We start from the raw sequence: 12,812 nt of genomic DNA on the forward strand, positions 1-12,812 counted from the left end.
AGGATCACCGGGTGAGCCCGGACACCCCTGATCCCGAGCGGAGCGCCGACCGCTCCGGCGCGGCCGACCGCCCGCCCGTCGAGGCGCCCCCGGCCGGGCCCGACGGCCCGCCCGCCGCGCCCGCGCCCCCGACGGACGGCATGACCGGCACGGACGCGTCCGCCGGTCGCCAGGGCCTGGCCGAGGGGGCGACCGGCACGGACGCGTCCGCCGGTCGCCAGGGTCCGACGGGACGGGTGTCCGGCGCCGAACCGTGGACGGTTCATCCGCCGGGCCCGCTCGCGCCGTCGCCGGGGACGACCGTCGCGCGACGCGGCTTCGGCCGGGCGGTGGCGACGACCCTCGGCGTGACGGCGCTGCTCACCGTGCTCGGTGCGCCGCTGGGGCTGCTCTGGGCGTGGCTGGCGCCGGGCACTCCGGTGCGGCAGACCCCGGACGGCGCGGTCTACGCCGTTCCGCAGCCGGAGCAGCCGATCGCGGCCGACGGCTGGTTCAGCCTCCTGGCGCTCGGCTTCGGCGTCCTCTCCGCGATCGCGCTGTGGGTGCTGCTGCGCCGCAGGCGGGGCCCGGCGGGGCTGCTCGCGGTCGCCCTGGGCGGCCTCGGTGCGGCCGTGGTGGCCTGGCAGGTGGGTCGCCGGATCGGGCTGGCCACGTTCCAGCGTCTGGTGGACACCGCGCCGCCGGGCACCGACTTCACCAAGCCCGCCGACCTGCGCGCCGGCGGTGTCGACTGGTTCGGCCCGCTGCCCCTGCCGCACGGCAACCTGCTGCTCGCGGCGTTCGGCGCGGCCGTCACGTACACGCTGCTGGCCGGCTGGTCGCGGTGGCCGTCGCTGCGCCCGGAGCCGGAGCCCGGCGGCGACTGGCCGCCCGCTCACGGCCCGGGCGGCTGGCCCGCGCCCGGCGTCGGCGGCTACGGGCCGCCGGCGCCCGAGGGTGGGCGGACGCCGCCGGGCATCAGTTCGGCGCCGGAAGACCCGCCAGCTCGCTGAGCGGCACCGGCACGGCCCGCACCTGGCGCAGCAGCGCCGTCTCCCGGTTGAGCAGGCGCAGCTCGGCGCGGAGCCGGTCGGGGGTGTCGTCGATGGCGAGCAGCCGCTGCCGGTCGGCGACGGTCAGCGCGGCGGTCGCCGCAACCAGGTGCGACAGCACGGTCGGGTCCTCCGGGAGCTGCTCGGAGATGTCCTCCTGCTCCGGCCGGATCAGGCCGAGGTAGTGCCGGAACACCGAGATCACCCGGGCCGCCAGCGTGTCGGCCACCTCGTCCGGGCCGGCGGGCTCGGGCAGCCACTGGACCTCGGCGGTGAGATAGGGCTCGGCGGCGTCGTCGATCTCGGCGATGCGGAACCGGCGCCGACCGACGGTGACGATGTCGAACCCGCCGTCGGTCAGCTCGGTGACCTGCCGCAGCTCGGCGGTGCAGCCCACCTCGTGCAGGGTGACCTCGCCGCCGGCCAGCGGGGTGCCGGGCCGCCCCGGCGGACCGGCCTGCGCCACCTCCCAGCCGGCCGCGATCGCCACCACGCCGAACTCGCGCGGCGCGCCCTCGGGGAGCCCGACCAGGTCACGCACCAGCGCCTGGTAGCGCTCCTCGAAGATGTGCAGGGGGAGGACCAGCCCGGGAAAGAGGACGGTCCCGAGCGGGAACACCGGCAGCCGTGCGCTCACGTGATCGAGCGTATCTCCCTCGCGCCCGGCCGGCGTGTCCCGGCTCACCCTCCCGCCGGGCGGGCGCGCCCGGCCGGGCCGACCGGCGGCGGCCTAGACTCGCAGGCGTGCTGACTCGGATCGACCTGCGCGGCGGGGTGCCCGACCCGCGCCGCCTGCTGCCCCGTGCCCAGCTCGACGTCTCCGTGGCGGTCGAGCGGATCCGTCCCCTCGTCGAGGCGGTCCGCGAGCATGGCTACCCGGCGATCCGCGAGGCCAGCGAGCGGTTCGACGGCGTCTCCCCGGAGCATCTGCGGGTGCCGGTCGAGGTGATCCGCGCCGCCGAGGGCGAGCTGGACCCGCAGGTCCGCGCCGCGCTGCTGGAGTCGATCACCCGGGCCCGCAAGGTGCACGCCGACCAGCGTCGCACCGACCACACCACCCGGGTGGTCGCCGGCGGCACGGTGACCGAGCGGTGGCTGCCGGTCGACCGGGTCGGTCTCTACGTCCCCGGCGGCCTGGCCATGTATCCGTCGACAGTGGTGATGAACGTGGTCCCGGCGCAGGCGGCCGGGGTGCGCTCGCTGGTGGTGGCCAGCCCGCCGCAGAAGGAGAACGGCGGCCTGCCCGACCGCCGGGTCCTGGCGGCCTGCGCGTTGCTCGGCGTCGACGAGGTGTACGCGGTCGGCGGCGCCCAGGCGGTGGCCATGCTGGCCTACGGCGCCACCGTCGACCCGGCCGGCGAGCAGCGCTGCGAGCCGGTCGACATGATCACCGGACCGGGCAACATCTGGGTCACCGCCGCGAAGCGGCTGCTGCGCGGCGTGGTCGGCATCGACGCCGAGGCCGGCCCGACCGAGATCGCGATCCTGGCCGACCACACCGCCGACCCGGCGCACGTCGCCGCCGACCTGATCAGCCAGGCCGAGCACGACCCGCTCGCGGCCAGCGTGCTGGTCACCCCGTCCACCGAGTTGGCCGACGCGGTCGACGCCGAGCTGGCCCGGCAGGCGCCGGCCGCCAAGCACGCCGAGCGGATCGGCACCGCGCTGCGCGGCGAGCAGAGCGGTGTGGTCCTCGTCGACGACCTGGAGGCCGGGCTGCGGGTGGTCGACGCGTACGCGGCCGAGCACCTGGAGATCCAGACCGAGAACCCGCGCGAGTGGGCGTTGCGGGTGCGCAACGCCGGCGCGATCTTCGTGGGCGCCTGGTCGCCGGTGTCGCTCGGCGACTACTGCGCCGGCTCCAACCACGTGCTGCCCACCGGCGGCTGCGCCCGGCACTCCTCCGGCCTGTCCGTGCAGTCCTTCCTGCGCGGCGTGCACCTGGTCGAATACACCGAGCAGGCGCTGCGCGAGGTGGCCCCGCACGTGGTCACGCTGGCCGGCGTGGAGGACCTGCCGGCGCACGGCCAGGCGGTCAGCGTCCGCTTCCCCGGAGGCGTGTCGTGACCTCGCTCGACGACCTGCCGATCCGGGACGACCTGCGGGGGCGTTCCCCGTACGGCGCGCCGCAGCTCGACGTGGCGGTGCGGCTGAACACGAACGAGAACTCCTACCCGGTGCCGGAGTCGGTGGTCGAGGCGATCGGCAAGGCCGTCGCGGCCGAGCTGCGCGACCTCAACCGCTATCCGGACCGGGACGCGGTGGCGCTCCGCGCCGACCTGGCCGGCTACCTGGGGCACGGGCTGACGGTCGACCACGTGTGGGCGGCCAACGGCTCCAACGAGATCCAGCAGCAACTGCTCCAGGCGTTCGGCGGCCCGGCGCGCACCGCGCTCGGGTTCACCCCGGCCTACTCGATGCACCCGCTGCTGGCGCTGGGCACCGGCACCGGCTGGATCCCGGGTGTCCGGGGCGCCGACTTCGGGCTCACCGCCGCCGAAGCGGTCGACCAGGTGCGCGCGCACCGGCCGGACGTGGTCTTCCTCTGCTCGCCGAACAATCCGACCGGCACCGCGCTCGACCCGTCAGTGGTCGCCGCGGTGCTGGCCGAGGCGCCCGGCATGGTGGTGGTGGACGAGGCGTACGCCGAGTTCGCCAGGCCCGGCACGGTCAGCGCGCTGGCGGTGCTGCCCGGCCACCCGCGGCTGGTGGTGACCCGCACCATGAGCAAGGCGTTCGGGTTCGCCGGCGGCCGGCTGGGCTACCTGGCCGCCGATCCGGCGGTGGTGGCGGCGGTGCAACTGGTCCGGCTGCCCTACCACCTCTCCGCGCTGACCCAGGCCGCCGCCCGGGCGGCGCTGGCCCACCGGGACGCGTTGCTCGGCACCGTCACCGCGATCATGGAGCAGCGCGACCGGATCGTCGCCGAGCTGCGCGCGCGGGGTCACCGGGTGGCCGACAGCGACGCCAACTTCGTGCTCTTCGCCGTCGGCGGCGACCAGGGCGCCGCCTGGCGTACCCTGCTCGACGCCGGCGTGCTGGTCCGCGACGTCGGCCTGCCCGGCTGGCTGCGGGTCACCGCCGGAACCCCGGCCGAGACCGACGCCTTCCTGTCCGCGATGGAGAAGCTGCCATGAACCGCACCGCCCGGATCGAGCGGGTCACCAACGAGACCAAGGTGCTTGTCGAGATCGACCTGGACGGCACCGGCGAGGCCGACATCTCCACCGGCGTCGGCTTCTACGACCACATGCTGCACCAGATCGCCCGGCACGGCGGCTTCGACCTGACCGTGCACACGGTCGGCGACCTGGAGATCGACGCGCACCACACGATGGAGGACACCGCGCTCGCGCTGGGCGCGGCGTTCGACCGGGCGCTGGGCGACAAGGCCGGCATCCGGCGGTACGGCTCGGCCACCGTCCCGATGGACGAGGTGCTGGTCCGCGCCGCGGTCGACCTGTCCGGCCGGCCGTACGTGGTGCACGACGAGCCGGCGCTGTCGCCGTACATCGGGCCGGTCTACCCGACCAGCATGACCCGGCACATCTGGGAGTCGTTCGGCCAGGCGGCCCGGGTCACGCTGCACGTCGACGTGCTGCGGGCGGCCCGTCCGGGTGGCCACCCGGACGCGCACCACGTGGTCGAGGCCCAGTTCAAGGCGGTCTCCCGCGCGCTGCGCGAGGCCACGGCGGTCGACCCGCGCAGCGCCGGCGTGGTGCCGTCCACCAAGGGGGCGCTCTAACCATGAGGGTGTTGCCGACGCTGTTGCTGATCCTGGCCGGCGTGCTGGTCGGCGGGGTGTGGTCGCTGCACAAGCAGGGCGCGCCCCGCGCCGCCGTGGTGGTCACCGGCCTGTTGGCGCTGCTGGCCACCGCCGGCGGCGTGCTGTGGCTGCTGCCGGGGGAGGGCTGATGGGCCGGCGGGTGGTGGTGCTCGACTACGGCTCGGGCAACCTGCGTTCGGCCGAGCGCGCGCTGGAGCGGGCCGGTGCCGATGTCACGGTCACCGCTGACCTGGCCGCCGCCGCGGCCGCCGACGGCCTGGTGGTGCCGGGCGTGGGCGCGTTCGCCGCGTGCATGGCCGGGATCGAGGAGTTGGGCGCCGGCCCGGTCATCGCCGAGCGGGTCGCCGCCGGTCGTCCGGTGCTCGGCATCTGCGTCGGCATGCAGGTGCTGTTCGGGCACGGCGAGGAGCACGGCGTGGTCACCAAGGGGCTCGGGCTGCTGCCCGGCGGGGTGACCCGGCTGCCCGCGCCGCGCCTGCCGCACATGGGCTGGAACACGGTGCACGCCCCGGCCGGCTCGACGCTGTTCGCCGGCCTGCCGGTCGACGCCCGGTTCTACTTCGTGCACTCCTACGGGGTCACCGACCCGGCCGCGCTGGGCGCCGCCGGCGCCGCCGTGACCACCGCGCACCACGGCGCCGACTTCGTCGCGGCGGTGGAGCGGGGCGCGTTGTCGGCCGCCCAGTTCCATCCGGAGAAGTCGGCCGACACCGGCGCGGCGTTGCTGCGCAACTGGCTCGGCACGCTTGAGTAAGGAACGGGCCCGGCGCCGCGCGGCCCGCGAGGCCGACCAGCAGCGGGAGCGGGCCGCCCGGGCTCGCCGGGTGGCGCGCCGGGAGCGGCGCCGTTCGGTGGTACGCCGGTTGACGCCGCGGCTGCGCCGGGGCCGCACCGGCCGGCTGCGCCGGCACAGCCGGGGCGAGCGGGCGGCGATCGTGCTGCTCACCGCCGTGGCGGTGGCCGGCATCTGGAACTTCGTCGACGACCTCGCGCTGCGGCTGGCGTTGGTCGTGTTGTTGCTGCTGGTCCTGCCGGCGATCGTGGTGATCGCGCTGGACCGTCGTTGAGGATGCGAGGAGACAACCGTTGAGCCTTGATCTGTTGCCCGCCGTGGACGTCGCCGACGGCCAGGCCGTCCGGCTCGTGCAGGGCACCGCCGGCAGCGAGACCGCCTACGGTGATCCGCTGGAGGCGGCGCTCGTCTGGCAGTCCGACGGCGCGGAGTGGATCCACCTGGTCGACCTGGACGCGGCGTTCGGGCGCGGCTCGAACGCCGCGCTGCTCGCCGAGGTGGTCGGCAAGCTGGACGTCAGGGTGGAGTTGTCCGGCGGGATCCGCGACGACGAGTCGCTGCGGGCGGCGCTGGGCACCGGCGCGGCCCGGGTCAACATCGGCACCGCCGCGCTGGAGGACCCGGAATGGTGCGACCGGATCTGCGCCGAGTACGGCGACCGGGTGGCGATCGGGCTGGACGTGCGCGGCCGTACCCTCTCGGCGCGGGGCTGGACCCGCGACGGCGGTGACCTCTACGACGTGCTGGCCCGCCTGGACCGTGCCGGCGCGGCGCGGTACGTGGTCACGGACATCACCAAGGACGGCACCATGCGCGGGCCCAACCTGGACCTGCTGCGCGAGGTGTGCGCCCGCACCGACGCCCCGGTGATCGCCTCCGGCGGCGTGTCCACGCTGGACGACCTGCGGGCCCTGGCGACGTTGGAGTCGGTCGGGGTGGAGGGCGTGATCGCCGGCAAGGCGCTCTACGCCGGCGCGTTCACCGTCGCGGAGGCGCTCGCCGCGCTGCGGGCCGGCGCGTGACCGCCGCGCCGGGCGCGCCGCCGGTCGGCGGCGTGGGTGAGCCGCCGGTCGGCGGCTTGGCGGGCGCGGCCGGCACGGTGGTGACCCGGCTCGGCTCGGGCGGGCCGTGGGAGGCGGTCTACGGCTACTCCCGGGTGGTCCGGGCCGGCGCGTTGGCGATCACCGCCGGATGTACCTCCACGGTGGACGGTCGGGTGGCGCACGTCGGGGACGCGGCGGCGCAGACCGCGCAGGCGATCCGGATCGGCCTGGACGCGCTCGCCGAGGTGGGCGCGGAGCCGGGCGACGTGGTGCGGACCCGGATGTACGTGACCGACCGGCTCTACGTCGACGAGGTGGGGCGGGCGCACAACGCGGTGTTCGGCCCGGTGCGTCCGGTGGCGACCATGGTGGTGGTGGCCGGTCTGGTGGACCCGGAGCACCTGGTCGAGGTCGAGTTGGAGGCGTACCTCCCGGCCGGTTGAGCCGGCGGCGCGGCCGCCTCTCCGGTGCCTGTCGAGCTGACGTCACGAACGACTCAACCGGCCTCCCGGTCGGCGCCGAGTCGTTGCTGATCTCAGCTCGACAGGCATTCTCGACGACGGGTTGTCCCGCCACACCCCGCCCGGGGAGTGACAGGTCTCTCGTCGGGGTCTGCGCGATTAAGTTGTGCACAACTTGATGGCCCGCTACGGTTCAACGTGTGACCGATGATCTGGTGCTGCGCCGGCAGGTGTGCTTCGCCCTCTACGCGGCGTCGCGCGCCCTGACCGACGTCTACCGGCCCATCCTCGACGAGCACGGCCTGACCTACCCGCAGTACCTGGTGCTGCTGGTGCTCTGGGAGCGCGGCGACGACGCTCCCACCGTCTCCGAGCTCGGCGCGCGGCTCCGGCTCGACTCCGGCACGCTCTCCCCGCTGCTCAAACGGTTGGCGGCGGCCGGGCTGGTGGTGCGTACCCGCTCGGCGGCCGACGAGCGCCGGGTCGAGGTGGGCCTCACCGACCGGGGCCGGGCGCTGCGGGAGCGGATGGACGACGTGCCGCTGCGGGTGGCCCGCGCCACCGGCCTCACCGAGGCCGAGCTGGTCGGGCTGCGCGACACGCTCACCCGGGTCACCGAGACGATCCACCGACAGAAGGAGCAGTGACCATGCAGGTCCTCTACACCGCGTCCGCCAAGGCCACCGGCGACGGCCGGGACGGCCACGTCCGCACCTCCGACGGCACCGTCGAGCTGGACCTCGCGGTGCCGAAGGAGATGGGCGGCGCCGGCGGCGCGGCCAACCCCGAGCAGCTCTTCGCCGCCGGTTACGCGGCCTGCTTCCACTCCGCGCTGCGCATCGTCGCGCGGCAGGCCAAGGCGGACGTCGCCGGCTCGGTCGTCGAGGCCGAGGTGGGTATCGGCCCGAACGGCAGCGGCGGCTACGGCCTGGCCGTGACACTCGTGGTGGACCTGCCCGCGGTCGAGCGGTCGGCCGCCGAGAAGCTGGTCGAGGCCGCCCACCAGGTCTGCCCCTACTCGAACGCGACCCGCGGCAACATCGAGGTCGCGCTGACCGTCCGGGAGGCCCTGTGAGCAGCGACAGCAGCGTGAACCGGGAGATCCATCTGGCGTCCCGCCCCGAGGGCTGGCCGACCGCCGACAACTTCCGGCTGGTCACCACCGAGGTGCCGACGCCGGGCCCGGGCCAGCTCGTGGTCCGCAACCAGTTCATGTCCGTCGACCCGTACATGCGCGGGCGGATGAACGACGTCAAGTCCTACATGCCGCCGTTCGCGCTGGACGCCCCGCTCGACGGCGGCGCGATCGGTGAGGTGGTGGCCGGCGAGGCCGAGGGCGTCAAGCCCGGCGACGTGGTCCTGCACAGCCTCGGCTGGCGCGAGTACGCGCTCGTCGACGCCAAGGCCGTGCGCAAGGTCGACCCGGGCGTCGCCCCGGTCAGCGCCTACCTCGGCGTGCTCGGCATGACCGGGCTGACCGCGTACGCGGGGCTGCTCGACGTGGCCGCGATGAAGCCGGGGGAGACCGTCTTCGTCTCCGGCGCGGCCGGCGCGGTGGGCAGCATGGTCGGGCAGATCGCGAAGCTGCGGGGCGCCGGCCGGGTGGTCGGCAGCGCCGGCTCCCCGGCGAAGGTCGAGCGGCTCCTCGCGCTCGGCTTCGACGCCGCCTTCGACTACCACGAGGGCCCGGTCCACCAGCAGCTCAAGGCCGCCGCTCCGGACGGCGTCGACGTCTACTTCGACAACGTCGGCTCGGACCACCTGGAGGCCGCGATCGGGGCGATGAACCTGCACGGCCGGGCCGCCATCTGCGGCATGATCGCCCAGTACAACTCGGCCGAGCCGCCGGCCGCCCCGCGCAACCTGGCGCTGGTGATCGGCAAGCGGCTGACCCTGCGCGGCTTCCTCGTCGGTGACCACGGCCACCTGCGCGAGCAGTTCGTCCAGGAGATGGCCGGCTGGCTGCGCGAGGGCCGGCTCTCCTACGACGAGACCGTGGTCGACGGCATCGAGGCGGCCCCGGAGGCCTTCCTCGGCCTGATGCGCGGCGAGAACCTCGGCAAGATGCTCGTCCGACTCTGACGGTCCACGCCCGGGCGGCGGTGATCGGCCTCACCGGCCGGTCGCCGCCGCCCGCGCGTTGGCTAGGCTTCCGGTCATGACGGTGGCGGTACGGGTCATCCCGTGTCTGGACGTGGACGCCGGGCGCGTGGTCAAGGGCGTCAACTTCCTCGACCTGCGCGACGCCGGCGACCCGGTGGAGCTGGCGGCGGCGTACGACCGGGCCGGTGCCGACGAGCTGACGTTCCTCGACGTGACCGCCTCGTCCAGCGACCGCGGCACCATGCTCGACGTGGTGCGGCGCACCGCCGAGTCGGTCTTCATCCCGCTCACCGTCGGCGGCGGCATCCGCCGGGTCGAGGACGTGGACACGCTGCTGCGCGCCGGCGCGGACAAGGTCGGGGTGAACACCGCGGCCATCGCCCGGCCGGAGCTGATCGCCGAGATCGCCGACCGGTTCGGCCGGCAGGTGCTGGTGCTCTCGCTGGACGTGCGCCGGGCCCTCGCCGGGGAGACGCCGAGCGGCTTCGAGGTGACCACGCACGGCGGCCGGCGCGGCGCCGGGCTGGACGCGGTCGAGTGGGCGGCTCGCGCCGCCGAGCTGGGCGCGGGCGAGATCCTGCTCAACTCGATGGACGCCGACGGCACCAAGACCGGCTTCGACCTGCCGTTGATCCAGGCGGTCCGCGAGGTGGTGGACGTGCCGGTGATCGCCAGCGGTGGCGCGGGGGCGGTGGCGCACTTCCCGCCGGCCGTCGACGCGGGAGCCGACGCGGTGCTCGCGGCCAGCGTCTTCCACTTCGGCGAGCTGACCGTCGGCGAGGTCAAGGACGCCCTGCGCGGCGCGGGTCACCCCGTGCGCTGAGCGGGCGGGCGCTCACGGCCGGCCGGAGCGACCCTCGGGGGAGCGGCGCGGCATCGGGATAGACCGGACCACGTACTCCTGGACGGCTGCCGCGTGGTCGTCCTCGGCGAGCTGCCACTCGGCCTCGCCCGGCGGGTGCCGGCGGGTGAGCACCCCCTGCACCGTGTCCACGGTGGTGCCCAGCCCGGCGCTGGGCCGGGTGCGCCAGAGCCGTTCGCCGTCCGGGGTGACCCGGAACCAGCCGTCGGAGACGCTGACCAGGCCGGCGCCGGCGAGCCGGCGGACCGCCCCCTCGACCTCGTGCCGTTCCGGAATGGCCTGGTTGAGGTGGTCGGCTGTGGAGAGGACGTCGGCGAGGCGCACCCCTTCGGGGCGGCGTGTGGCCGCCGCCCTGCGGTGCCGGCCGGCGCCGCTCGCGATGACCAATGCCACGAAGATCCAGGCGTCGCTCCAACGCCATCCGTTCTCCCCCATGCACGAATGATGCCCGCTCGCGACGGCGGAGGAAACACCCGGTTTTACCGCCGTACGTCGTCGCAGCTCAGGGCGCTCCGGGCCGGCCCGCACGGTGGCGGTGGGCCCGGCGCTGCTCACCGAGCGTAGGCGTCGGCGGGTCGGACCGGCAGCGCGAAGACCGGGATGAAGAGCTGGGCGAGCGGTCCGATGGCCAGCGCGTAGGCCACCGTGCCCACACCCACCGTGCCGCCGAGCAGCCAGCCGAGGGCGAGCACGGTTACCTCGATGACGGTCCGGACCAGCCGTACCGACCAGCGCGGGTGCCGGGCGGTGAACCCGGTCATCAGCCCGTCGCGCGGCCCGGGGCCGAGCCCCGCGCCCAGATAGAGGCCGGTGGCGGCGCCGTTGGCGACGATCCCGACGACGAGCAGCGCGGCGCGCACCGGCAGGCCCTCACCGGGCGGCAGCACGGCCAGGGTGGCGTCGACGACCAGCCCGATCACCACCACGTTGCTGACCGTGCCGAGGCCGGGGCGTTGCCGCAGCGGGATCCAGAGCAGCAGCACCACGGCGCCGACGGCGATGGTGACGGTGCCGAAGGAGAGGCCGGTCTGCCGGGCGAGCCCCTGGTGGAACACGTCCCAGGGGTCCAGGCCGAGTCCGGAGCGGATCATCAGCGCCATGCTGAGCCCGTAGAGGACCAGGCCGGCGTAGAGCTGGGTGAGGCGCCGCGCGGGCCGGTGCCGGAGATTGCCAAGCTGTGCCATGCATGCCACCCTAGGGTCCAATTGTTGGCCTCGGAGAGGCCAATCGGGGAGGAGTGGCTATGACCAGTCAGGTGCGTGGCGTCCAATTGGCGCGTCTGCTCGGTCAGTGGCACGCGCTGCCCGGCCGTCGTCGCAGTCCCGACTACGTCGCGCTCGCGGGCGCCGTCCGGGGCCTGCTCGCCGACGGCCGCCTTGCCCTCGGGGTACGCCTGCCGGCCGAGCGGGAACTGGCCGAGGCGTTGCGGATCAGCCGCACCACGGTCACCGCCGCCTACCGGGAACTGCGCGAGAGCGGCCACCTGGCCAGCCGGCGCGGCGCCGGGAGCTGGACCATGCTGCCCGGCACCCACCGGGTGGCCAGCACCGGGCTGTGGACCCCGCTCGACGACCGCGACATGATCGACCTCGGGGTCGCCGCGCTCTCCGCCCCGCCGCAGCTCGTCCCGGCCGCCCGGGCCGCCGCCGAGGACCTGCCCCGCTATCTGGGCGGCGCCGGCTACCACCCGACCGGGATCATCGAGCTGCGCGAGGCGGTGGCGCGGGGCTACACCGAGCGCGGGCTGCCCACCAGCCCCGAGCAGATCATGGTCACCAGCGGCACCCAGCACGCGCTGGACCTGGTGCTGCGGCTGGCGTTGTCACCGGGCGGTCCGGTGCTGGTGGAGTCGCCCACCTATCCCAACGCGCTCGCCGCGCTGGCGGCCCGCCGGGCCCGGATCACCACGCACGGGCTCTCCGACACCGGCTGGGACGCCGACCTGCTGCTCGGCAGCCTCCGACAGACCCGGCCCAAGCTCGCCTACGTCATCCCGGAGTTCCACAACCCGACCGGCCACCTGATGGCGGCCGACCTGCGCGAGCGGCTGGTTGGCGCGGCCCACGCGGCCGGCACCGACCTGGTGGTCGACGAGTCCTTCGTCGACCTGCCGCTGGACGGCACGCCGCTGCCGCCGCCGGTCGCGCTCTTCGACCGGCACTCCCGGGTGATCAGCATCGGCGGGATGAGCAAGCCCTACTGGGGCGGCCTGCGGATCGGCTGGGTACGCGCCTCCGCTCCCCAGGTGCAGCGGCTGGCCGCGGCCCGGGTCGGGGTGGACATGGCCAGCCCGGTGCTCGACCAGCTCGTCGCGGTGCACCTGCTCGCCGAGGCGCCGGCCATCGTCGCCGCCCGACGGGCGCAGCTCGCCGCCCAACGCGACGCGCTCGTCGCCGCGCTCGCCGAGCGGCTGCCCGACTGGCGGGTCCGGGTGCCGCGCGGCGGTGTCACGCTCTGGGCCGAGCTGGACGGCCCGATCTCCAGCGCGCTGGCCCGGGCCGCCGAGGAGGTCGGCGTACGGCTGGCGCCCGGGCCCCGGTTCGGCCTGGACGGCACGCTGGAGCGGTTCCTCCGGCTGCCCTTCACGCTGCCGGCCGCCGAGCTGGCGGAGGCGGTGGGCCGGCTCGCCGCGGTCCGCTACGACCTGGACCGGGCCGGCCGCCCGCAGTGGCGGGAGCCGAGCGTCATCGCCTGAGCCGGCCCCCGTTCAGGTGGTGATCCGAGAACCGCGC

General features: G+C 75.2%; 17 protein-coding genes. 14 read left to right on the forward strand and 3 right to left on the reverse strand.

The window, feature by feature from the left end:
- Positions 1–11: 11 nt before the first annotated feature.
- Entirely contained in the window at positions 12–992 is a 981-nt protein-coding gene (locus tag O7618_RS32170; RefSeq protein ID WP_347405360.1) for a DUF2567 domain-containing protein, read from the forward strand.
- Here the strand turns inward: O7618_RS32170 and O7618_RS03620 are convergent.
- The gene (locus O7618_RS03620; RefSeq protein WP_278104515.1) at positions 958–1,668 is read right to left on the reverse strand and encodes an LON peptidase substrate-binding domain-containing protein; all 711 of its coding nucleotides are present in this window, start codon (positions 1,666–1,668) and stop codon (positions 958–960) included. The two genes, O7618_RS32170 and O7618_RS03620, sit on opposite strands and share 35 nt — an antisense overlap.
- A gap of 107 nt (positions 1,669–1,775) precedes the next feature.
- Here O7618_RS03620 and hisD point away from each other — a divergent pair, with 107 nt between their 5' ends.
- From hisD to hisF, 12 genes are all read left to right on the forward strand, one after another.
- Entirely contained in the window at positions 1,776–3,098 is a 1,323-nt protein-coding gene (hisD, locus tag O7618_RS03625; RefSeq protein WP_278104516.1) for a histidinol dehydrogenase, read from the forward strand.
- The gene (locus O7618_RS03630; protein WP_278104517.1) at positions 3,095–4,168 is read left to right on the forward strand and encodes a histidinol-phosphate transaminase; all 1,074 of its coding nucleotides are present in this window, start codon (positions 3,095–3,097) and stop codon (positions 4,166–4,168) included. The genes hisD and O7618_RS03630 overlap by 4 nt, the downstream gene beginning before the upstream one ends.
- Entirely contained in the window at positions 4,165–4,776 is a 612-nt protein-coding gene (gene hisB, locus O7618_RS03635) for an imidazoleglycerol-phosphate dehydratase HisB (RefSeq protein ID WP_278104518.1), read from the forward strand. Before O7618_RS03630 ends, hisB begins: the two co-directional genes overlap by 4 nt.
- A gap of 2 nt (positions 4,777–4,778) precedes the next feature.
- The gene (locus tag O7618_RS03640; protein ID WP_278104519.1) at positions 4,779–4,946 is read left to right on the forward strand and encodes a hypothetical protein; all 168 of its coding nucleotides are present in this window, start codon (positions 4,779–4,781) and stop codon (positions 4,944–4,946) included.
- Entirely contained in the window at positions 4,946–5,572 is a 627-nt protein-coding gene (gene hisH / locus O7618_RS03645) for an imidazole glycerol phosphate synthase subunit HisH (protein ID WP_278104520.1), read from the forward strand. Before O7618_RS03640 ends, hisH begins: the two co-directional genes overlap by 1 nt.
- Entirely contained in the window at positions 5,565–5,885 is a 321-nt protein-coding gene (locus O7618_RS03650) for a hypothetical protein (RefSeq protein WP_278104521.1), read from the forward strand. Before hisH ends, O7618_RS03650 begins: the two co-directional genes overlap by 8 nt.
- A gap of 19 nt (positions 5,886–5,904) precedes the next feature.
- Positions 5,905–6,633, forward strand: a complete 729-nt coding sequence (gene priA, locus O7618_RS03655; protein ID WP_278104522.1) for a bifunctional 1-(5-phosphoribosyl)-5-((5-phosphoribosylamino)methylideneamino)imidazole-4-carboxamide isomerase/phosphoribosylanthranilate isomerase PriA — start codon at positions 5,905–5,907, stop codon at positions 6,631–6,633.
- Complete coding sequence (locus O7618_RS03660; RefSeq protein ID WP_278104523.1) at positions 6,630–7,097, forward strand: Rid family hydrolase; 468 nt, start codon at positions 6,630–6,632, stop codon at positions 7,095–7,097. The genes priA and O7618_RS03660 overlap by 4 nt, the downstream gene beginning before the upstream one ends.
- 218 nt (positions 7,098–7,315) lie before the next feature.
- The gene (locus O7618_RS03665) at positions 7,316–7,762 is read left to right on the forward strand and encodes a MarR family transcriptional regulator (protein ID WP_278104525.1); all 447 of its coding nucleotides are present in this window, start codon (positions 7,316–7,318) and stop codon (positions 7,760–7,762) included.
- A 2-nt stretch (positions 7,763–7,764) separates the two neighbouring features.
- Entirely contained in the window at positions 7,765–8,190 is a 426-nt protein-coding gene (locus O7618_RS03670) for an organic hydroperoxide resistance protein (RefSeq protein WP_278104526.1), read from the forward strand.
- Positions 8,187–9,197 (forward strand): NADP-dependent oxidoreductase, encoded by a 1,011-nt coding sequence (locus O7618_RS03675; RefSeq protein ID WP_278104527.1) that lies wholly within the window; start codon positions 8,187–8,189, stop codon positions 9,195–9,197. Before O7618_RS03670 ends, O7618_RS03675 begins: the two co-directional genes overlap by 4 nt.
- A gap of 76 nt (positions 9,198–9,273) precedes the next feature.
- Positions 9,274–10,041 carry an imidazole glycerol phosphate synthase subunit HisF gene (gene hisF, locus O7618_RS03680; protein WP_278104528.1) on the forward strand — a complete coding sequence of 256 codons (768 nt, stop codon included), beginning with the start codon at positions 9,274–9,276 and terminating at the stop codon, positions 10,039–10,041.
- Positions 10,042–10,053: 12 nt separating this feature from the next.
- Here the strand turns inward: hisF and O7618_RS03685 are convergent, their stop codons facing one another.
- Together O7618_RS03685 and O7618_RS03690 are read right to left on the reverse strand one after the other, a co-directional pair.
- Entirely contained in the window at positions 10,054–10,515 is a 462-nt protein-coding gene (locus O7618_RS03685; RefSeq protein ID WP_091059702.1) for a hypothetical protein, read from the reverse strand.
- Positions 10,516–10,631: 116 nt separating this feature from the next.
- Positions 10,632–11,264, reverse strand: coding sequence for a hypothetical protein (locus O7618_RS03690; RefSeq protein WP_278104529.1), 633 nt, complete (start codon positions 11,262–11,264; stop codon positions 10,632–10,634).
- Between the two features lie 59 nt (positions 11,265–11,323).
- On the opposite strand from O7618_RS03690, the gene O7618_RS03695 reads away from it, so the two are divergent.
- Positions 11,324–12,775: a PLP-dependent aminotransferase family protein gene (locus tag O7618_RS03695; protein ID WP_278104530.1), complete on the forward strand. Its 1,452-nt coding sequence runs from the start codon at positions 11,324–11,326 to the stop codon at positions 12,773–12,775.
- Positions 12,776–12,812: the final 37 nt, after the last annotated feature.

The organism is Micromonospora sp. WMMD980, from assembly GCF_029626035.1.
GTDB lineage: Bacteria > Actinomycetota > Actinomycetes > Mycobacteriales > Micromonosporaceae > Micromonospora.